A 19,011-nucleotide genomic window follows, 5' to 3' on the forward strand; every position below is an offset into this window, starting at 1 on the left:
ATCGCAAATGGATTTTACCCTTTCAGAAGAACAGACCGCTCTCCAGGAAACCGTGCGCCGGTTTGCCCAGACGGAATTGCCGGACATAGCCCGTGAGGTTGAAGAAACGGATGAGTCGCCGGGACCGGATGTCATGCACCGGTTCGCTGAGCTCGGACTTTTAGGGGTGAACCTGCCGGAGGCCTATGGCGGCGGCGGCATGAGTCATTTCGAAGCGGTTTTGGTGCTGGAAGAAGTTGCCAAGGTCTCCATTGGCGTTGCTTTTCCGGTCTTTGAATCCTGCTTCGGCCCGGCACTTGCGATCGCCAATTTTGCCCCGGAAGCCATGCGCCAGAAAGTCCTGCCGAAGGTCTGCTCCGGCGACATGATCGTCGCAGTTTCCATGTCCGAGCCGGGTGCGGGATCAGCGCTGACCGATCTCACCACCAAGGCGCGGGTCGAGGGCGATAGGGTGATCATCAACGGTCAAAAGCGCTGGTGTTCCGGCGCAGGCCACTCGGATGCCTATGTTGTCTATTGCCGCATGTCCGACGATCCCGGAGCGAAGGGCATCGGGGCTGTTCTGGTCGAAAAAGGAGCTGATGGCTTCACCTTCGGCAAACGGGAGCACCATATGGGCTTTCGCGGTGTGCACAGCGCAGACATGTATTTCGATGATGTCAGCGTTCCGGCCGAGAACATCATTGTTTCAGCAGGCGGATTCCGGAAGCTCATGGAGGCATTCGATCTGGAACGCTGCGGCAACACCACCATGAGCCTCGCCTGTGCGCAGTCGGCCTTCGACTACGTCCTGAATTATGTTCAGGAGCGGGAGCAGTTCGGCAAACAGATCATCGATTTCCAGGCGGTTCAGCTTCAAATCGCCGACATGAAAATGAAACTGGATGCAGCGCGCCTGCTGCTCTACCGGGCTGTCGTGAACGCAGAAAGCGGTCTTCCGTCGGTTGGGGAAAGCTCGATTGCCAAGTGTTTTGCCAATGAGATGACCCGCGAAGTCACCGGCAAGGCCATGCAGCTGATGGGCGGTTATGGGTATTCGCGCGAATATCCGATGGAACAAAAGATGCGGGACAGCTGGGGCTGGGGCATCGCCGGCGGGTCCATCGACATTCAGAAAACCAACATTGCAAGCGCCCTCGTCGGCCGCCGGTTCAACCAGCGGGCCAAATAACAGGCAGCGCGCAATACGGCCCCCTCGACACTCCCTGCGCACATCACCGGAGTGTTTCTTGCCCGGACGTTTTGTGGCGTCCGGGTCTTTTCTTGCCAAATGCCCATTCTGCCGGAATGAATGGGGCAGAAATCAGTTGATCCGGAGTGCCCTGCGATGAAGATCCGGCCTGCCATGCCAGACGATGTATCGGCTGTTCGAGCCTGTGCGGAAAAGGCCTATGCGCCCTATATCGCGGCAATTGGCCGGAAGCCGGCGCCCATGGTTGCTGATTTTGAGAGGCAGATCGGCGCTGGGCAGGTTCATGTTGCAGAAGATGAGACCGGCAGTTTCCTGGGCTTCATCGTCTATTCCCCAAGGGCCGACCACATGTTCCTGGAAAATGTCGCTGTTGTCTCGGCCGCAGCCGGTCGAGGCATCGGCAGGGCTCTGATATCCCACTGTGAGGCTGAAGCCCGTTCGCTCGGTCTTTCCGACATCCGCCTTTACACAAATGAAAAGATGACCGCCAATCTCAGCATCTATCCGAAACTCGGCTACAAAGAGGCCGGCCGCCGAACGGAAGACGGATTCAGTCGCGTCTATTTTGAGAAGTCTCTAGTCTAGAACCTTTAGCATTAAACTGTCAGCCGTCCCGGCCTTGAGCCGGGACCAAATACACTCCGGCCCCGGCGCAAGACCGGGGCAGTGCCTTATGTTGATCAGAACATCAAACTCGGCAGGCCGAGTGACAGGATCGGGAAGGCCAGAAGTGCCAATAGGACAACAATGTCCAGCACCAGGAACTTCATGATCCCGAAGAAGATCGTGTGAACCTGTATCTCCCGTCCAACCACCGAATTGATGACGAAGACATTGAGGCCGACCGGCGGTGTGATCAGGCCGATTTCCAGCAGTTTGACGACGATGACACCGAACCAGATAAGATCAAATCCCATGCCTTCAATAAGCGGGACCGTGAAGGGTAGGGTCAAAAGCATGGTGCCGATCGGATCCAGGAACATGCCCATCACCAGGTAAATCGCGACGATACACAACAGGATCATCCAGGTTTCCAGGCCCGAAGACGACACGATATCGACCAACCCGCCCGTCACCCCGGTCAGGGAGACGAAGGAAACGAAGATCTTTGCGCCGACCGCAATGAAGAACAACGACCCAGTCTGATAGGCGGTCTCGCGCATCGACAGGACGAAATCCGCCCACCGCAACCGGCCTGAAACTGTTCCGTAGATCAACACGAAAGACAGGCTGACGGCAGCTGCTTCCGTGGCGGTGAAGATCCCGCCATAGATCCCGCCAATGATAATGATCATCAGTGTGGCGGCTGGCCAGGCTTTGATCGCGGCCGTAAACCGGTCGTCTCCGGAGATGTCTCCTTCGGGGACGGGGGCCGCTTCCGGCCGGAGTTTTACCCAGACCAGAACGGTGATGATGAACCCGGCAAGGCTTAAGAGGCCAGGCACCACACCGGCCATGAACAGCCGGCTGATCGATGTCTCGGTGAAGGTGCCATAAAGGATGAACAGAACACTGGGCGGTATGAGGGCGCCAAGTGTACCGCCCGCGGCGACACTGGCGCTTGCCAGCTGCTTGTCATAGCCGTAGCGCAACATTTCCGGAACGCAAATCCGGCCCATGGACGAGGCACAGGCGACGCTGGATCCTGTGATCGCCGAGAAACCGCCGCAGCCGATCAGCGACGCAACGGCCAAGCCGCCCGGGAGGCGGGACATCCAGACCCGGACCGCGTCGTAAATATCTGTTGTAATGCGCGTGTGATAGGCGATGTGACCGGCTGCAATGAACAGCGGCACCATCGACAGGGAATACGAGTGAATGAACTCAAAGGCGTTAGATTCAATGAGCGCCATCGCCGGACGCAGGCCGCGGTCGAGATTGAATTCAGCGCCCGGGCGCCAAGCATATGTGACCAAAGCGCAGATAGAGGAAACGCTGACCAGCGTAAATCCAATTGGAACGCGCAGGATAAGCAGTGTGAGCGCTGCCGCAAAGCCGATGATACCAATTGTTGAGGGGTCCACTAGAGTGTCTCTCGTTCGGGGTGAATTATGAACGAGGTGGCCGCCTGCCTGAAATCAGGCAGCCTCCTCCCAGCTTGGATCTTGTGTCTTGCCGGGATTCCCTCCGCCGCCGGAGCCGATGGCGGTCCAGACGTCTTGAAGGAACAAGACAGTCAGGCGGATGAAGAACAAGGCGTAGCCTGCAAAGAAGGCGACCCGCCCCGGCCATTCAGGCACTTCCAGAATGCCGAAGAAATAGTTGCCGCTTTCGATCGCGTGGATCATGGCAAGATATCCGGCATAAGTGATCGGGATCACCGCGCACAGTCCGATTATGGCCGCAAGCACATTAAGCCAGACTTGGGCAGCTTTCGGCAGCAGGTCCGTTATCACTTCAACGGCAATAAAACCGCGATCAGCCGCCACATAGGCCAGTGGCAGGATCAAGGCGCCGATCATCAGGTCTCCGACAATCACGACTTCATCCGGGATTTGCATTCCGACAAAGGTGCGCAGGACAATGCCAAGCGTGATGTAAACGCACATGCCCAAAATGGCGACAGCAGCAATTGCTATGAACGCTGTTTCCAGCCCGGCCAGAAGTCTCAAGGGGGAGGAGAACCGGCTCCGCCCGTTGCCAGGCGGGACCGGTTTGCCGGGCGTCACCGTGCCCATGGATAGCCTTTGGTGTTCAGTTCATCCGCATACTTGTCGACGAGAACGGCGTACTGATCCCAGATCGCCTGGCCGTCATACCCCCGTTCCGTCATGTCGGAAATCCATTCCTGGACATATTTGTCCGTCATGGCGAGCAACTTTGCGCGCTCAGTGTCGTCCAGCGCTACAACGGGCACCTGACGGCCGATTTCGCCGCTCGCAAGCCCGGCTTTCACGTCGTTAATGGTCTCGATTTGAATGCGAGCGAACTCGTCAATCATCTGGGATCCGGCGGTCATGATCGCGTTCTGATACTCCGCAGGAAGGTCTTCCCAGACATCCTTGTTCATGACCAAGGCAAAGCCGCCGACCTGGCCCCAATTGGCTTCGGTGATGTGATCGACAATCTCATAATGCCGGAACGCGCGGTTGGTGTAATAGTAACCGGCGGCACAGTCGACCAAACCGGAATCCAGTGCCTGATACACCTTGTCGAAGGTCATGTTGACGACATTGGCACCAAGCTCATTGAGCGCCTTGCCGACCGTCCCGGTCGCCCGCACGGTCAGGCCCTTGAAGTCGTCGGCCGTTTCGATCTTGTGATCGCCGGTGCACTCAAACTGGGTGCCGGTAGAGGTGAAGTTGCTGAGGAAGACGACGTTTTCTTTCGCAAGAAAGTCCTGGAGCTGTGCGTTCGTGGTCATCAACTCGTGCATCGCTCTCAGGCCGACCCAGGTGTCGGATGAGGAAATAGGCAGATCCCCGATTGCAAGGCCTTGAAGCTGCTTGGGCGAATAGGGAGCAATGACGGTTCCCATGTCGGCAGCGCCAGCGGCAACTCCGTTCAGCACGGCTGACCATTTCAGGAGCGCGCCGCCCCAATGCACGTCGAAGGTCAGCTGGCCTTCCGTCATACGGCTCGCTTCATCGAGGAAATACTGCAGGGCCTTGGCTCTGGCGCCCCGGTTTGGGCCGGCTTCGGAATAGCGCAGCATGGTTTCAGCGGATGCCACGCCTGCCATGGCGATGGTCAAGCCCAGACCCAAAAGGGCCGACTTCATGGAAATCATCTTTATCTCCTCCCGTGTTCGGACCGGGCCAGATAGGTGCCGATCCATGCGGCCTGCGTGTGTTCGCCGCGTTTCGCTCCCTCACAACTCAATACAATTTGGTCTATTATTATAAGTATACGAATTATACGCATATTATATAATTACGCAAGTGCGGCTGATACCCGACCCGGCGTTGCGGGTTGGGATCTGTTGTCAAACTGCGCTGCTTTTCTTTAGAGCTGATACATCATCGTCAGCCACTCCCCAGTCCCGTAAGATAGTCTCGTTATGTTCGCCGATAAGCGGCGGCCGGGACGGCAATGTGGCTTTGGCATTCTGAAAACGCGGGGCCGGCGCCGGTTGAACGATGCCATCACGTTCCACGAAGGTCTCCCGCGCCGCATTGTGTGCATGAAGCGGAGCCTCTTCTAGGTCCAGAATTGGCGCGAAACAGATGTCCGTTCCTTCAAACAGCTGACACCAATACTCGCGTGGCTGTGCGCCGATGATGCTTTCAAAGCGGCGCCGGATGTCCGGCCATTGGCGGGTGTCATGGCGGTCGCCGATGTCTGCTTCGTCAAGCTTCAGCAAATGCAGGAACAGCTGCCAGAATTTTTCCTCGATCGGTGCGATCGACACCCATTTGCCATCGGAACACTTGTAAACGCCGTAATAGGGCGCCGTGCCGTCCAATCGGTTGCTGGCCCGGCGGTTTTGCCAGCGATTGTTGGCGAGCCACATATAAACCGGCGCCATCAAAGCGGCAGTTCCGTCTGAAATGGCGGCATCAATCACATCGCCTTCACCGGTTGTTCTGGCCCTCAGCAAGGCGCACACAATGCCAAAAGCGAGGAACATGCCGCCGCCGCCATAATCTCCGAGGAGATTGAGCGGTGGCACCGGATCGCGCCCCTCCTCTCCAAAGGACCAAAGGGCCCCGGACAAGGAGATGTAATTCATGTCGTGACCGGCCGCATGTGCCAAGGGGCCGGTTTGACCCCAGCCGGTCATGCGGGCGTAAACAAGCGCCGGGTTGCGGGCAAGACATACGTCCGGGCCAAGACCGAGCCGTTCCATAACGCCGGGGCGAAAGCCTTCGACAACAGCATCTGCCTTTTCGATCAGCTTGAGAGCGGTTTCAACGGCTGCAGGATCCTTCAGATCAAGCGTGATGGATTTACGGCCACGGGCAACACTGTTTTTCCGCTGTTCGTCAATGCCTTCAATGTCTGGAGCCCCGGTCGGTTCCCGGTCAATCCGCAGGATCTCGGCCCCCATATCGGCAAGCATCATGCAGCCGTAGGGGCCCGGCCCAATACCGGCAAATTCAACGATCTTCACACCGTGAAGTGGCCCCATCCCCAGTCCTCCCAGACTCTATTTTCGCCGCGCTCAGCCGGCATCTTTGTTCAGTGTTTCAAGCAGGTTCTGCCGCACCGCTTGCAGGTTGGACAGCAAAACGTGAATGCTGGTTTCCGGCAAGCCCTTGAAAGATGCGCCATCTACTTCGGCGCTGCATTCATCCATGATTTTTTCCAGAGGCCGGGCCTCGGCCGTGAGACACACCCGCTTCGCGCGCCGGTCGATCGGGTCCGCCCGGCGCTCAACAAGGCCGCGAGCTTCCAATCGGTCAACAAGACCCCCGACCGTTACTGTTCCGACATCCATGCGGCGCGCAATGTCCGACTGGGTCAGCTTGTCTTCGGCAAGCAGGTGCAAAAGCACCCGCGCCTGGGACATGGTCAGTCCGTAGGGAGCGATGAGGCGATCGAACAGAAGGCCGCGAAACCGGGCAATGTCCTGAAAGATCGATTTGCAGGCCGCGAGCGTTGCATCCATTTCGCGTCCCCCCTCGTTGTTATCCCAGCTCGACGCATCCATTGTTCAACACCACCGTATCGCGCTCCAGAACCTTGGACCGGAAAGAGATGACGTCGCCATCCTGCCACATCTCCGTCCGGATGGTTTCGCCTGGATAGACCGGGCTTGAAAACCGCAATTTCAAGGATTTTAAACAGGTCGTGTCATATCCGCAGAAGCTGCGCAGAACCGCATGTCCGGCGATCCCCAAAGTACAAAGGCCATGGAGGATCGGCGCTTTGAACCCCGCTGCCGCGGCCACCCTTGGGTCGGCATGCAGCGGATTGGGGTCGCCGGACAAGCGGTATAGCAGCGCTGCATGCGGCCTTGTGGGGAGGTCACACACAGCGCAGGGATCGCGCTCGGGCACGTCGTGCGGTTGCGGCTGTGGGCCTGGTGCCCCACCAAAACCGCCATCTCCGCGCGCAAAGGTGGTTGACGACAAAGTGGCGAGCTTGTCGCCGGTGGTTTTATCGACGAGATCACGTTCGGAATAGATAAGGGCGCCCTTGTCCGCCCCCTTGTCGAGAATGCGGGTGATGCGAGTGCGTGCTGTGACAGTCGCTGATTTCGGCAGTGGTTTGTGCCAGCGGATGCCTTGTTCCCCATGCAGGATCTTGCGCCAATCAATGCCGGTCGCAGGCTTGCGCAGCCAGAAACCTGGCCCGGCCAGCACAACGGCCATGGTCGGCACAGCCTTGAAATCGGCTTCCTCAAAAACGAAGGGCAGTTGCCCCTCGTCGATCGGGTCATGGCCATATCCGACGCCAAGGGCATAGATGATGCTGTCCTTGATTGAGTAGGTTTGTTCAACCTCCTCGAACGGCCAGGCCATCAGCTTGTCATAGTCGATGGCCATCAGACCGGATCCCAGCAGAACACGTCGGCTGAGCGCTCAAGGGGCACAAGTGTGCTGGTAAAAGCCGGGAATGCGTGTTCGAGAATGGATTCCGGCGTCCAGCCGTCAGGGCGCGCCATGGACCGGATTGGCCGGGGTTGGCTGAGTAGCATGACCTCGCTGCCCCGGGACACAAACACCTGGCCGCTAACGTTCTGGGCGGCATCTGAGGCAAGAGCTGCAACGAGAGGCGCGACTTTTGCCGGTGTCATGCTCTTCAGGCGCTCAACCCGGATACGCTCTTCTTCGGACTTGATCGGGATCGTGCCGATCAGGCGGCTCCAGGCAAAAGGTCCAATCGCGTTGGACGTCACATTATAGCGCGCCATATCGAGGGCGATGGACCGTGATAGGCCGACCATACCGAGTTTTGCGGCGGCATAGTTGGCCTGACCGAAGTTACCGATCAATCCGGACGTGGATGTCATGTGAATCATGCGGCCGGATTGCTGCTCCCGGAACACGGTCGCGGCGGCGCGGCTGACATTGTAGGCACCTTTCAAGTGGACGGCGATCACCTGATCCCACTCGTCTTCGGTCATCTTGTGAAAGATCGCGTCCCGGACAATGCCGGCGTTGTTCACCACGATGTCGAGCTTGCCGAAGTTTTCGATTGCCTGATCAACCATGCCTTGAGCTGCTGCTGAATCCGTGACGCTGTCGAAGTTGGCAACGGCCTTGCCGCCAGCGGCAGTAATTTCGTTGATGACCTCGGTTGCCGGGAGCGCATCCTCGCCTTCACCGCCGCCAGTTCCGCCAAGGTCATTGACGACAACGCAGGCACCCTTTTGAGCCATCAAAAGGGCAATCTCGCGGCCAACACCGCGGCCCGCGCCGGTGACAATTGCAACTTTTCCATCCAGCAAAGCTTTGTCAGACATTCCCATCCCTCAGTATTTCGGCCTCAAAATCGGGCAATTGCGGCGCGTAAGTAGATATGACGCCAAAATTGTATCGCAGATTAATAATACGCTTGCGAATAATAATCAAGACATATAATATCCGGCTGGAAGGCAATGCTTCGGACGGCGGCTATCTTGAATCGTTGCGAAGGCCGGAGCTGTGAGAGCGGGAGAAATCATGACCCTTGCCGAGACATCGGGGCCAATAGGGGAGTTCAACAAGCATGTCGGGTTTGAGCTGACCGAATGGCAGCGCAATCATGCGTGTGTTGCGGTCGAGATCGACAGCTACCATACCAATGTCATGGGCGTGACCCATGGCGGTGTTTTGGTGAGTGCGCTCGATTTTGCATGCGGCATGGCCGGCTGTTATCGCCCGCCCCCGGAGCCGCGTTTTTATTGCATGACATTGACATTAAACACGAATTTCATCGCGCCAATGCGAAAAGGGTTGCTGCGGGCGCATGGCCGCCGGATTGGCGGGGGGCGCTCCGTGTTTTTTGCCGAAGGAGAAATTGTGCTGCCGGACGGCACTCTGATCGCCACCGCCTCGGGCGCGTTCAAGCTGTTTGACCGGAAGCCGAAAACATAAGCGCTGAAAAGCGCGGGAGGAGGAGCATCATGGATTTGGGAATTCTGGCCTTCGGCGGTTACTTACCGCAAAGCCGGTTGCAACGTGCTGAGATCAGCAAGATGCACGGCTGGTACAATCCCGGCTTGAAGGGATTGGCAAAGGGCGAGCGTACCATCGCCAACTGGGACGAAGACGCCATCACTATGGCGGTCGAAGCGTCCAGAGACTGCCTGACCGCGCTCGATCGTTCCGAGATTTCTGCAGTCTTTATGGCATCGACCAGCTTTCCCTTCGACGACCGGCAGAATGCCGGGGTGGTCGCCGACGCGCTGAACCTCAAAAGCCAACTGATGACTCTCGATCTGGCAGCCTCTCAGCGCGCGGGCAGTTCCGGATTGTCAGTCGCCTTGCAAGCGGCCTCTGGTGCCGAGGGACCAATTCTGTTTACCGCCTCCGAACAACGCAAGACCAAGGCCGCGAGCCCGCAGGAAATGACTTATGGCGATGGTGCCGCGGCGGTTCTGGTCGGCAAAGGCGAAGTGATTGCGAAATTCATCGGGGCGCACACCGTATCTGCCGACTTTGTCGATCATTTCCGGGGATCTGGTCACGCGTATGACTATGCCTGGGAGGAGCGCTGGCTGCGGGATGATGGCTATTTGAAGATCGTGCCTGACGCGATCAAAGCCGTGCTTGATAAAACAGGCACTGCGGCAAGCGATGTCACGACGTTTTGCTTCCCGGCCGCCATGAAGCGGGTCGCCAGCATGCTCGCCAAGAAGGTGGGCCTTGCGGACGAGGCCGTTGCCGACAATCTCCAAGCGACTTGCGGGGAAGCGGGGGCCGCCCATCCGGTCATTATGCTGGTGCACGCTTTGGAAACCGCAAGACCGGGCGACAAAATCCTTGTGACCGGCTTTGGCCAGGGGTGCGATGCTTTGATCTTCGAAGTGACGGACGCCATCGAAAAGCTTGCACCGAGAACCGCTGTTTCCGGCCATCTGGCCCGCCGCCGGGCGGACACCAACTACGCCCGCTTTCTAACCGTCAACGGCCTGGTCACGATGGAAGAGGGCATAAGGGCGGAGGTCGATAAACAGACCGGCCTGTCCACCCACTATCGAAACCGGGATATGGCACAACGCATGATCGGAGGGTGCTGCAGTGAATGCGGCACACTGCAGTTCCCCAAAAGCAATGTTTGCGTCAATCCGAATTGCGGTGCCATCGGCACGCAGGAAGACCACGCGTTTGCAGACAAAAAGGCCCGGCTGAATTCCTTCACGGCCGACCGGCTGACCTTCTCTCCGGACCCGCCCGCCTATTACGGCATGATCCAGTTCGAGGACGGCGGCCGGTTGATGGCCGACTTCACAGACATTGATCCGGACCAGGAACTGGCCGTCGGCATGCCCATGAAGCTGATGTTCCGAGTGAAGGACTACGACAGGAACCGTGGATTCCGCCGGTACTTCTGGAAGGCAACGCCAGACAATGATGATCAGGCCAGCGCGCCCGCCGAAGCGGCCGAATAAGGAGGAAAAAACATGGCATCTGGAATTAGAGACAAGGTCGCCATTCTCGGCATGGGCTGTTCACAGTTTGGCGAGCGCTGGAGCGACAATGCCGATGATCTGATGATCGAAGCGTTCACCGAGGCGCTCGGCGACGCAGGCATTGAGAAAAACCAGATCGATGCCGCTTGGCTCGGGACGGCCATTGAGGAGCAGCACGTCGGCAAGTCCGCCGTTCCCTTGTCGATGGCGCTGCGTTTGCCGAATATTCCGGTCACGCGCGTTGAAAACTACTGTGCCTCCGGCTCGGAGGCTTTCCGGGGTGCCGTTTATGCTGTCGCAGCCGGGGCGGCCGACATCGCGCTGGCTCTTGGTGTCGAGAAGCTGAAGGATACTGGTTACGGCGGTTTGCCTCAGCGCAACCGCGGCTCGGTGAATGATCTTTTCTGGGCCAACGTGTCCGCGCCTGGATCCTTCGCACAGCTCGCATCCGCGTATCGCGCCAAACATGGCATTGACGCCGGTGATCTGAAACGCGCGATGGCGCATATCTCTGTCAAAAGCCACGACAATGGCGCGCGCAATCCCAAGGCCCACCTGCGCAACCGGATTGATGAAGACAAGGTGCTGAATGCCCCGATGATCGCAGAGCCGCTGGGTCTGTTCGATTGCTGCGGGGTGTCTGACGGCTCAGCCTGTGCCATCGTGACCACACCGGAAATCGCCAAGTCCCTTGGTAAACATGACCTCATTACCGTGAAGGCCTTGCAGCTTGCGGCTTCGAACGGACTGGAAGCGCAGCACAATTCCTGGGACGGCAGCCACTTCGTGACGACGCGCAAATGCGCCGAGCGGGCTTACAAGGAAGCCGGCATCACCAACCCGCGCGATCAGATCAGCCTGTTTGAAGTGCATGACTGCTTTTCGATCACCGAGCTGGTGACAATGGAAGACCTTTTCATCTCACCGGAAGGCGGCGCTGTGAAGGACATCATGGACGGTTTTTATGATGCCGACGGCAAGGTCCCCTGCCAGATCGATGGCGGTCTGAAATGCTTTGGCCACCCGATCGGAGCGTCGGGTCTCCGGATGATTTACGAAATGTATCTGCAGCTTCAGGGCCGTGCCGGTGACCGCCAGCGCAAGGAAGAACCCGTCTTCGGTATGACGCACAATCTGGGCGGTTTCCCGCACCAGAACGTCTGCTCCTTGGCAATCGTCGGAAAGATGGGGGCATAAACACCGCCATCGCGATGGCAGGGCCCGGTGATTGATACCTAGCCGGGCCTTGTCACAGCAGAGCGGTAGGAGGTGCCGGCTGCAAATGCATCCTGGGGAGGAGCAAATGAGCGATTTACTTGTAAAGCGGGACAGCGGTGTGCTGAGCCTGACCCTCAACCGACCGGACCGGTTGAACGCCCTGTCAACGGACATGCGCGAGGGCATCTTGTCGGAGCTTCTATCGGAGTTGCATGCTCCGAGTGTGCGCGCTGTTTTGATCACAGGGTCGGGCCGTGGCTTTTGCAGCGGTGCCGATCTCGATCTTGAGACGATCCTGGCGCGCCGTCAGCATATAGAGACGCAGATCCTCGGCGGCATCAATCGGGTGGTTCAGGCTTTGCGGGATCTGCCGGTTCCGGTTTTTGCCGCCGTCAATGGTCCAGCGGCCGGTGCCGGGTTTTCCATCGTCCTGGCGTCCGACATCGTCATTGCAGCCAAATCCGCGAAGTTTCACCTGTCTTTTGCTCGGATCGGCGCGGTTCTGGATGGCGGGGCCTCCTCGCTCCTAACCCACCGGATCGGTGCGTCGCGCACCACGGCGCTGGCGATGCTTGGCGGGTCGATGGACGCAGAAACGGCAAAAGACTGGGGCCTGGTGCATGAGGTTACGGAAGACAAAAGCCTTTTAGATACCGCAACCGCACTTGCGCAGCGCCTGGCTTCCGGTCCGACGGTTGCGCTTGGACTGATCAAGCGCGAGATCGCAGCCGCGCAATCGGCGACCCTCGACGAGTCCTTGCGCCTGGAAGCAGCCTGCCAAAGCAAGGCCTTCAACACTCAGGATTTCGAAGAAGGCGTCCGCGCCTTTGGTGAAAGCCGTAAGCCCAATTTTCTGGGCCATTAAAACGGGAAGAGTACCGACCATATGCCAAAGACACTGTTTTGCGGGCCGCGGTCCATGGCTCAAACCGATGTACGTACCCTTGCCCGAAGAGCGGCGAGTGGTTTCCTGAAAGTCGGCGTCACGGAAGGGGGTACAGTTGCCACCATGATGCGGAATGATTTTCCGCTGGTTGCGATGGATCTGGCGGCCGCCCTTGTGAAAGCAGCAGCCGTTCCGGTCAACTGGCGTTTCACAGCTGAGGAAGCCGCCTATATTCTGAAGGACTGCAAGGCTAAGGTTTTTGTCATTCACGCGGATCTTTGGAACCAGATCGGCCCGGACCTTCCGGTTGATGTCATTGACCAGCTTCAGATCGTCATTGTGCCGACCCCGGCTGACATTGCAGCGAGCTATGGCCTCTCAGGAGATGCCTGTGCTTTGCCGGAGGGGTTCCCGGTCTGGGCGGACTGGCTCGCAGACCAGTCTGTCTGGGACGGACCGGACGCGCATGGTCAGGCTGCGATGATCTACACCTCCGGGACCACCGGATACCCCAAGGGCGTGCGCAGGCTAACAAATCCCACCTTGGTCAGCACCGGGTACAACAGGATTTTTACCGAACACTGCCGGACCCTGATGGTGGCTCCGATGTATCACTCGGCCCCGAACCGGTTTGCCATGCTGACCGTAGATGTGGGTGGCGATCTTGTTCTTGTCCCGCGATTCGATCCGGAAAAGATCCTTCAGATCATTGAGGAGTACCGGATCACGACGGCCTTCATGGTACCGACCATGTTCATCCGGCTCTTGAAACTTCCAGCTGCGGTGCGCCGGCACTATGACACATCCTCCCTGCGGCACATCGTTGCCGCCGGCGCACCGTTCCCCCCGGATATCAAACGCGCGATGATCGACTGGTGGGGACCCGTGATCTTTGAGTATTACGGCGGCACTGAAACCGGTGCGGTGACGTTGTGTTCCAGCGAAGAGGCACTTCAGAAGCCGGGCACGGTGGGCCGCGCCGTTGAGGACGCGACCATCAAGATCTTTGCCGAAGATGGGGCGGAGTGCCCGCCGAATGTGCCAGGCGAAATCTTTTGCCGTCTGCATTCCTTTCCTGATTTTATTTATGAAGGGCGCCCGGAGGACCGGGCAGCTGTGGAGCGGGACGGGCTCTTCACCGTTGGCGACATTGGCTACCTCGATGACGATGGCTATCTGTTCATCTCCGACCGCAAGCGCGACATGATCATCTCCGGTGGGGTCAACATCTATCCAGCGGAGATCGAGGCCGCCATGTTCGGCCATGATCAGGTCCATGATTGCGCGGTTTTTGGAATTCCCGATCCCGATCTAGGCGAAGCCATCGCTGTTGCCATTCAGCCGGAACCGGACACCACCATCGATACCGGTCAATTGCAGGATTACCTCCGGTCCCGGATTGCCAGCTACATGATCCCCCGTAAGATCCTGATAAAGGACAGCTTGCCGCGGGACGACAACGGCAAGATTTTCAAGCGCAAGCTGCGCGATGCTTTTTGGGCCGATGCCGGCCGGCGGATTTGAACAAGGAACATTTCATGGCCGATGTATTGCCTTCCACCAACGCCAGCCTCGATGTTCTCCTAAAGCCTCAATCCGTTGCAATCATCGGGGCGTCGGATGATGCAACCAGGATTGGCGGGCGGCCGGTCGCCAGCACGATAGCCGGCGGGTTCAAGGGACGGATCTATCCAGTCAACCCGAAGCGGCCAACGGTTCAGGGTCTCAAGGCGTATCCGTCAATCACCGAGGTGCCCGAAGCGGTGGATTGCGCGATTGTTGCCGTGCCCGCGCCTCTTGTTGAAAAGACGGTTGCGGACTGCGCCGCCATGGGCACCAAGTCCACGATCATTTTCAGCTCCGGTTTTGCAGAACTCGGAGCAGGGGGCGCCGAAGTACAGCAACGGATTGCGGCAGCGGCGCAGAAAACCGGGATGCGGCTGATTGGTCCGAATTGCATCGGAGCGTTCAGCGTCAGTGCCGGCTGGTTCGGCACGTTTTCCAGTGTTCAGGCCAGCTTGCGCCTTGCTCCGGGGAAAACGGCAATCGTCAGCCAGAGTGGTGCCTATGGGGCGCACATGTTCTACATGGCGCAGCGGCGCGGAGTCGCGACGGACCTTTGGGTAACCACTGGAAATGAATGCGACATCGATGTCGCCGAGGTCATCGCTTACTATGCGGATCATCCGGATGTCTCGACCATCATGGCCTATACCGAAGGCGTGAAGAACCGAGACCGCATGTGTGCGGCCCTTGATCTGGCCCGCGCCGCGAAGAAGCCGGTGATTATGATCAAGGTCGGGGATACGGATGTGGGCGCAGAAGCTGCGGCCACACACACGGCTAGTCTCGCTGGTGATGATGCAATTTATGATGCCCTTTTCAAACAATACGGCGTTTACCGAGCGCACAGCTGCCAGGAAATGGTCGATGTCGCCTATGCCTGCCAGACAGGGCTTTTCCCAAAGGGCCGGAAGATGGCCATTCAGACCGTCTCCGGCGGTATTGGTATTCAGATGGCCGACGAGTCTGTCAAAAACGGCTTGGAGGTTCCGGCCATGCCGGAAGCCTTACAGCAAAAACTGCTGGGACTGATCCCCTACGCAGGTGTGCGTAATCCGATCGACATAACAGGGCAGGTGCTCAACCAGCCGGAAGTCATCGGTCAGGGCATTGATCTATCAATCCGCGAAAGCGGCTGTGATGCCTATGCAATTTATCTTGCGAGCGCCCCTCAGGCGCCGGGGCTTAAGGACTTCTGCCTTCAGACTTTCAAGGACCTGCGAGCAAAACACCCTGAAACACCGCTGGCGCTCAGCATGATCGCCACACCCGAAATCATTGCCGAGTATGAAGCGCTCAACATCGGCTGTTACGAGGATCCTGTGATGGCGATCCGCGCAATGGCGGCCCTTGCCCAGTTTCACAAGACCTTCGAACGCGGCCAGCCGGATACACCTTCAGATCTTCCGGCTGATGTGGCCAAAGCGCCGGATGAACGGGTGTCGGAAGCTGGAGCAAAAGCCATTCTGGCAAGCGCCGGTATCCCGGTGACCCGTGATTTCCTGACGGCAAGTGCCGAAGAAGCGGTCAAGGCATGGTACGCAATTGGCGGCCCGGTGGTCTTGAAAATCGCCTCGCCGGATATTCTGCATAAAACCGAAATCGGCGGCGTTTTGATCGGTCTCAACGATAAATTGGCGATCACCGAAGGTTTTGAGGCCATCGTGAAACGCGCGCGGGAAGCCCAGCCAGATGCCACAATGGAGGGTGTGCTCGTCTGTGAAATGGTTTCAGGAGGTGTTGAAACGGTTCTTGGTGTAACGAATGACCCGGCGCTCGGGCCGGCGGTGATGTTTGGTCTTGGCGGGGTTTTCGTTGAAGTGATGAAGGACGTGACCTTCCGCCTGGCCCCGTTTGGCGTTGATGAAGCGCATCGCCTGATCGGCGAGATCAAGGGACGGGCGATGCTGGATGGTGTGCGCGGTGCACCGCCTGCGGACATTGAGGCATTGGCGCAAGCCCTGTCCCGGCTCTCGGTGTTTGCCGCAGAAAATGCCGACCGGTTGGACTCAATCGACATCAATCCGTTTGTCGTCCTGCCGGAGGGCGCTGTTGCCCTGGATGCGGTCATTGTGCCTAAAGCCACAATGCTTGCCGGCGATCCGGCGGTAAAGTGACATGCGGGCATTCAAGGGACTGCGTGTCATCGACTTTACCCGTGCGTTGTCAGGGCCGATGGCTGCGCAAATGCTGGCGTTGCTCGATGCTGATGTCATCAAGGTCGAACCGCCCGGTGACGGAGACCAGCTGCGCGGGGTGCTGGCCAGTCCTGAGATGGCGGCACAACGCCTCTCACCGGCGTTCCTTACCGGCAATCTTCGAAAGCGAAGTCTTGCCCTTGATTTGAAATCGGAGCTTGGACGCGAGGCGGCTGGCCGATTGGTTTCTGGCGCGGATGTTGTCATCGAAAACTTCGTGCCGGGAACGGCACAAAAACTCGGCATTGACTACGAGGCGGTTCGGAGAGCCAACCCGGATGTCATCTATTGTTCCATCAGCGGGTATGGTCAAAGCGGACCGAGGTGTTCTGAAAAAGCTTATGATTCTGCGATACAGGCAGATTCTGGAATGATGTCGCTGACCGGATTCCCCGAGACAGGGCCAACCCGGATCGGGTTTATGCTTGTAGACGTCACCACCGGCGTTTCGGCAGCCTATGCCATAGCCGCTGCGCTCTATCGGCGGGCGATGACCGGCAAAGGCCAGTTTCTGGACGTTGCCATGTATGACACGGCCCTTCAGCTGATGTGCTGCCAGGGGGCGGATTATCTGGTCCGAGGGTGTCTGCCACCGCTGATGGGCAATGAATCCCCAATGACCCAACCGACTGCCGGAACGTTCGAAACATCGGATGGCATGATCTTGATCGCTACCTTGACCTCAGATCAGCAGGAAGGGGCGTTCAAGGCGCTCGGTCTTGCAGCGCTATTGGAGGACCCGCGTTTTTCCTCTGAGCTCGCCCGCCACAAACATCTTGAAGAAGGCCGGGAGCTAATCCGGCCTGTCTTGCGAAGCCGTTCGACGGAGGAATGGCTGAAAATCCTGAAGGCGCATGGCGTTCCCGTTCAAGCCGTTCGTGATCTGGGGCAGGCGCTGTCCGACCCGCAGCTTGACCATCGCGGCCTGCTTGTGGAGGCAGGGAAACTTCACGACACGTCAGACCCCGTCACTTTGCTCGGTGCGCCCTTCGTGGCGAACGAGGACGGGCCGTACCAAAAGGCAGAGCCACCGTTTCAGGTTGGGCAGCACAGTCGTGAAGTTCTGGAAGAACTCGGTTTCTCTGCGTCAGAAATCACAAAGTGTCTGGCAACAGCTCCGTAAGTTTACCCTCGACCAACTGACGATTGTTCGCATGTACATATTTTGCTAAGGATCGCGCGCCGTTAAGGCAGGGATAAAGACTTTGGCCGGTCCGATGGCAAGCAGTGGGAACAGAAAATCCTCTGAAAAAATCGGTTTTGGCAAACCTGAAATTGGACACCTATGCACGATCTGGATCGCAAACTCGGAACTTTGTTCAGCGACATTGCCCGTTTCCGCCGGATTCTTTTTGATCAACTGGCAACCGAGTACGACCTGACCCATGTGCAGGTGTTCCTGCTCAATCATCTTCACAAGGATGATGGCCTGACGCAGACGGATCTTGCATCCCGGATGGATATCGGAACGGTCACGATCAGCGGTCTTGTTGACCGGCTGGAAGCCAAAGGCTACGTGGAACGCCGACCGGATGAAAAGGATCGCCGGGCCAAACGTGTTTGGCTGACGCCGAAGATGCAGGAAGTCTGGAAGAAGATCGGCGAAAGCATGCGCCAGATGAATGAAGTCACCTTTGAAGGTGTCGATGAAGCCGACATTGAGCATCTGATTACGACCCTGCGCAAGGCACGGCAGAACCTTCAGGGCCGGTTGAGCGGAGCCGGCGCTTAGGCCTGGTTGAGTTATTCCTTCATAACTTCATGAAACCGGGTGCTGGCCTTCAGAGCTGGCGTTCTCTTCAAGCGCCGTTTTGACTTGACCATGTAAAGAGCGTTGAGCCCGCTAGATCGATTTGAACGCTTGCCAGAAATTTAGTTCGCAATATAATAATAAATATACTTATGAAAACGTGATCGGGTGTTCCTGAACCCCGGCCACGCACTTATGAGAGTGTTTGGACGCATGACTCAATCTCCACGGCTCGTCGGACCGGGGTTCTACTGGCAGGATTTTTCTGCCGGGGACCGGTACCGGACCCTGGCACGCACAATTACGGAAGCAGACATCATCGCCTTCGTCGGTGTGACCGGCATGACCGAAGTCCTGTTTACCGATCAAACTTTTGGGCAGGGTGTCGCGGCTCGCGGGCGGGTCGCACCTGCGGCACTGACCTACACGTTGATCGAGGGCATCCAGTGCCAGACCCTCATCCAGGCGACGGGGCTGGCGCTTCTGGAAGTCGACAAGAAGGTTCTGGCGCCCGTCGCGGCGGGCGACACCGTTCACGCCATCGTGGAAGTTTTAGAGGTCCGCCAGACCAGCAAGGGAAACCGTGCCGTGGTGACCACGCGCAACGACATCGTCAATCAAAATGGGGAAACGGTGATCACCTACACCGCCAAACGGCTGGTCGCGGGACGGTAGGCACTATTGGCGTCAAAGCCGCTTGGG

General features: G+C 58.1%; 18 protein-coding genes. 11 read left to right on the forward strand and 7 right to left on the reverse strand.

Annotated features, from left to right (window positions below; translation table 11 throughout):
• Positions 1-7: 7 nt before the first annotated feature.
• Both RBB44_RS00100 and RBB44_RS00105 read left to right on the forward strand, forming a co-directional pair.
• The gene (locus tag RBB44_RS00100; RefSeq protein WP_306147903.1) at positions 8-1,171 is read left to right on the forward strand and encodes an acyl-CoA dehydrogenase family protein; all 1,164 of its coding nucleotides are present in this window, start codon (positions 8-10) and stop codon (positions 1,169-1,171) included.
• A gap of 156 nt (positions 1,172-1,327) precedes the next feature.
• On the forward strand, positions 1,328-1,777 hold the full coding sequence (locus tag RBB44_RS00105) for a GNAT family N-acetyltransferase (protein WP_306147904.1): 450 nt from the start codon (positions 1,328-1,330) through the stop codon (positions 1,775-1,777).
• Between the two features lie 95 nt (positions 1,778-1,872).
• Here the strand turns inward: RBB44_RS00105 and RBB44_RS00110 are convergent, their stop codons facing one another.
• The 7 genes from RBB44_RS00110 to RBB44_RS00140 all read right to left on the reverse strand — a co-directional run bounded on the left by RBB44_RS00110 (position 1,873) and on the right by RBB44_RS00140 (position 8,543).
• Entirely contained in the window at positions 1,873-3,216 is a 1,344-nt protein-coding gene (locus RBB44_RS00110) for a TRAP transporter large permease (RefSeq protein WP_306147905.1), read from the reverse strand.
• A gap of 54 nt (positions 3,217-3,270) precedes the next feature.
• The gene (locus RBB44_RS00115) at positions 3,271-3,870 is read right to left on the reverse strand and encodes a TRAP transporter small permease (RefSeq protein ID WP_306147906.1); all 600 of its coding nucleotides are present in this window, start codon (positions 3,868-3,870) and stop codon (positions 3,271-3,273) included.
• Complete coding sequence (locus RBB44_RS00120) at positions 3,858-4,922, reverse strand: C4-dicarboxylate TRAP transporter substrate-binding protein (RefSeq protein ID WP_306147907.1); 1,065 nt, start codon at positions 4,920-4,922, stop codon at positions 3,858-3,860. The genes RBB44_RS00115 and RBB44_RS00120 overlap by 13 nt, the downstream gene beginning before the upstream one ends.
• A 195-nt stretch (positions 4,923-5,117) precedes the next feature.
• A complete protein-coding gene (locus RBB44_RS00125) occupies positions 5,118-6,263 on the reverse strand; it encodes a CaiB/BaiF CoA-transferase family protein (protein WP_306147908.1) in 1,146 nt (381 codons plus the stop codon).
• 33 nt (positions 6,264-6,296) lie between these two features.
• Complete coding sequence (locus RBB44_RS00130) at positions 6,297-6,743, reverse strand: MarR family winged helix-turn-helix transcriptional regulator (RefSeq protein ID WP_306147909.1); 447 nt, start codon at positions 6,741-6,743, stop codon at positions 6,297-6,299.
• A gap of 19 nt (positions 6,744-6,762) precedes the next feature.
• Complete coding sequence (locus RBB44_RS00135; RefSeq protein ID WP_306147910.1) at positions 6,763-7,623, reverse strand: MaoC/PaaZ C-terminal domain-containing protein; 861 nt, start codon at positions 7,621-7,623, stop codon at positions 6,763-6,765.
• Complete coding sequence (locus RBB44_RS00140) at positions 7,623-8,543, reverse strand: SDR family NAD(P)-dependent oxidoreductase (RefSeq protein ID WP_306147911.1); 921 nt, start codon at positions 8,541-8,543, stop codon at positions 7,623-7,625. Before RBB44_RS00140 ends, RBB44_RS00135 begins: the two co-directional genes overlap by 1 nt.
• Positions 8,544-8,742: 199 nt before the next feature.
• Here RBB44_RS00140 and RBB44_RS00145 point away from each other — a divergent pair, with 199 nt between their 5' ends.
• The 9 genes from RBB44_RS00145 to RBB44_RS00185 all read left to right on the forward strand — a co-directional run bounded on the left by RBB44_RS00145 (position 8,743) and on the right by RBB44_RS00185 (position 18,984).
• The gene (locus RBB44_RS00145; RefSeq protein WP_306147912.1) at positions 8,743-9,156 is read left to right on the forward strand and encodes a PaaI family thioesterase; all 414 of its coding nucleotides are present in this window, start codon (positions 8,743-8,745) and stop codon (positions 9,154-9,156) included.
• 29 nt (positions 9,157-9,185) lie between these two features.
• Positions 9,186-10,673, forward strand: a complete 1,488-nt coding sequence (locus RBB44_RS00150) for a hydroxymethylglutaryl-CoA synthase family protein (protein ID WP_306147913.1) — start codon at positions 9,186-9,188, stop codon at positions 10,671-10,673.
• Positions 10,674-10,685: 12 nt separating this feature from the next.
• Positions 10,686-11,891: an acetyl-CoA acetyltransferase gene (locus tag RBB44_RS00155; RefSeq protein ID WP_306147914.1), complete on the forward strand. Its 1,206-nt coding sequence runs from the start codon at positions 10,686-10,688 to the stop codon at positions 11,889-11,891.
• A gap of 106 nt (positions 11,892-11,997) precedes the next feature.
• Positions 11,998-12,777, forward strand: coding sequence for an enoyl-CoA hydratase-related protein (locus tag RBB44_RS00160; protein ID WP_306147915.1), 780 nt, complete (start codon positions 11,998-12,000; stop codon positions 12,775-12,777).
• 54 nt (positions 12,778-12,831) lie between these two features.
• On the forward strand, positions 12,832-14,322 hold the full coding sequence (locus tag RBB44_RS00165; protein ID WP_306147916.1) for an AMP-binding protein: 1,491 nt from the start codon (positions 12,832-12,834) through the stop codon (positions 14,320-14,322).
• Between the two features lie 14 nt (positions 14,323-14,336).
• Entirely contained in the window at positions 14,337-16,478 is a 2,142-nt protein-coding gene (locus tag RBB44_RS00170; RefSeq protein ID WP_306147917.1) for an acetate--CoA ligase family protein, read from the forward strand.
• Position 16,479: 1 nt separating this feature from the next.
• Complete coding sequence (locus tag RBB44_RS00175; protein ID WP_306147918.1) at positions 16,480-17,682, forward strand: CaiB/BaiF CoA-transferase family protein; 1,203 nt, start codon at positions 16,480-16,482, stop codon at positions 17,680-17,682.
• Between the two features lie 162 nt (positions 17,683-17,844).
• Complete coding sequence (locus RBB44_RS00180) at positions 17,845-18,291, forward strand: MarR family winged helix-turn-helix transcriptional regulator (RefSeq protein ID WP_306147919.1); 447 nt, start codon at positions 17,845-17,847, stop codon at positions 18,289-18,291.
• 231 nt (positions 18,292-18,522) lie between these two features.
• A complete protein-coding gene (locus tag RBB44_RS00185; RefSeq protein WP_306147920.1) occupies positions 18,523-18,984 on the forward strand; it encodes a MaoC/PaaZ C-terminal domain-containing protein in 462 nt (153 codons plus the stop codon).
• The last annotated feature ends 27 nt before the right edge of the window (positions 18,985-19,011 follow it).

It is taken from the genome of Roseibium sp. MMSF_3247 (assembly GCF_030733765.1).
Taxonomy (GTDB): domain Bacteria; phylum Pseudomonadota; class Alphaproteobacteria; order Rhizobiales; family Stappiaceae; genus Roseibium.

Excerpts from the sequence above, each read along its gene's own strand:
- RBB44_RS00185 (WP_306147920.1), top strand. The coding sequence starts at position 18,523 with ATGACTCAATCTCCACGGCTCGTCGGACCGGGGTTCTACTGGCAGGAT.
- RBB44_RS00175 (WP_306147918.1), top strand. The coding sequence starts at position 16,480 with ATGCGGGCATTCAAGGGACTGCGTGTCATCGACTTTACCCGTGCGTTG.
- RBB44_RS00180 (WP_306147919.1), top strand. The coding sequence starts at position 17,845 with ATGCACGATCTGGATCGCAAACTCGGAACTTTGTTCAGCGACATTGCC.
- RBB44_RS00115 (WP_306147906.1), bottom strand. The coding sequence starts at position 3,870 with ATGGGCACGGTGACGCCCGGCAAACCGGTCCCGCCTGGCAACGGGCGG.
- RBB44_RS00130 (WP_306147909.1), bottom strand. The coding sequence starts at position 6,743 with ATGGATGCAACGCTCGCGGCCTGCAAATCGATCTTTCAGGACATTGCC.
- RBB44_RS00135 (WP_306147910.1), bottom strand. The coding sequence starts at position 7,623 with ATGGCCATCGACTATGACAAGCTGATGGCCTGGCCGTTCGAGGAGGTT.
- RBB44_RS00165 (WP_306147916.1), top strand. The coding sequence starts at position 12,832 with ATGGCTCAAACCGATGTACGTACCCTTGCCCGAAGAGCGGCGAGTGGT.
- RBB44_RS00120 (WP_306147907.1), bottom strand. The coding sequence starts at position 4,922 with ATGATTTCCATGAAGTCGGCCCTTTTGGGTCTGGGCTTGACCATCGCC.
- RBB44_RS00100 (WP_306147903.1), top strand. The coding sequence starts at position 8 with ATGGATTTTACCCTTTCAGAAGAACAGACCGCTCTCCAGGAAACCGTG.
- RBB44_RS00145 (WP_306147912.1), top strand. The coding sequence starts at position 8,743 with ATGACCCTTGCCGAGACATCGGGGCCAATAGGGGAGTTCAACAAGCAT.
- RBB44_RS00125 (WP_306147908.1), bottom strand. The coding sequence starts at position 6,263 with ATGGGGCCACTTCACGGTGTGAAGATCGTTGAATTTGCCGGTATTGGG.
- RBB44_RS00155 (WP_306147914.1), top strand. The coding sequence starts at position 10,686 with ATGGCATCTGGAATTAGAGACAAGGTCGCCATTCTCGGCATGGGCTGT.
- RBB44_RS00140 (WP_306147911.1), bottom strand. The coding sequence starts at position 8,543 with ATGTCTGACAAAGCTTTGCTGGATGGAAAAGTTGCAATTGTCACCGGC.
- RBB44_RS00160 (WP_306147915.1), top strand. The coding sequence starts at position 11,998 with ATGAGCGATTTACTTGTAAAGCGGGACAGCGGTGTGCTGAGCCTGACC.
- RBB44_RS00170 (WP_306147917.1), top strand. The coding sequence starts at position 14,337 with ATGGCCGATGTATTGCCTTCCACCAACGCCAGCCTCGATGTTCTCCTA.
- RBB44_RS00105 (WP_306147904.1), top strand. The coding sequence starts at position 1,328 with ATGAAGATCCGGCCTGCCATGCCAGACGATGTATCGGCTGTTCGAGCC.
- RBB44_RS00150 (WP_306147913.1), top strand. The coding sequence starts at position 9,186 with ATGGATTTGGGAATTCTGGCCTTCGGCGGTTACTTACCGCAAAGCCGG.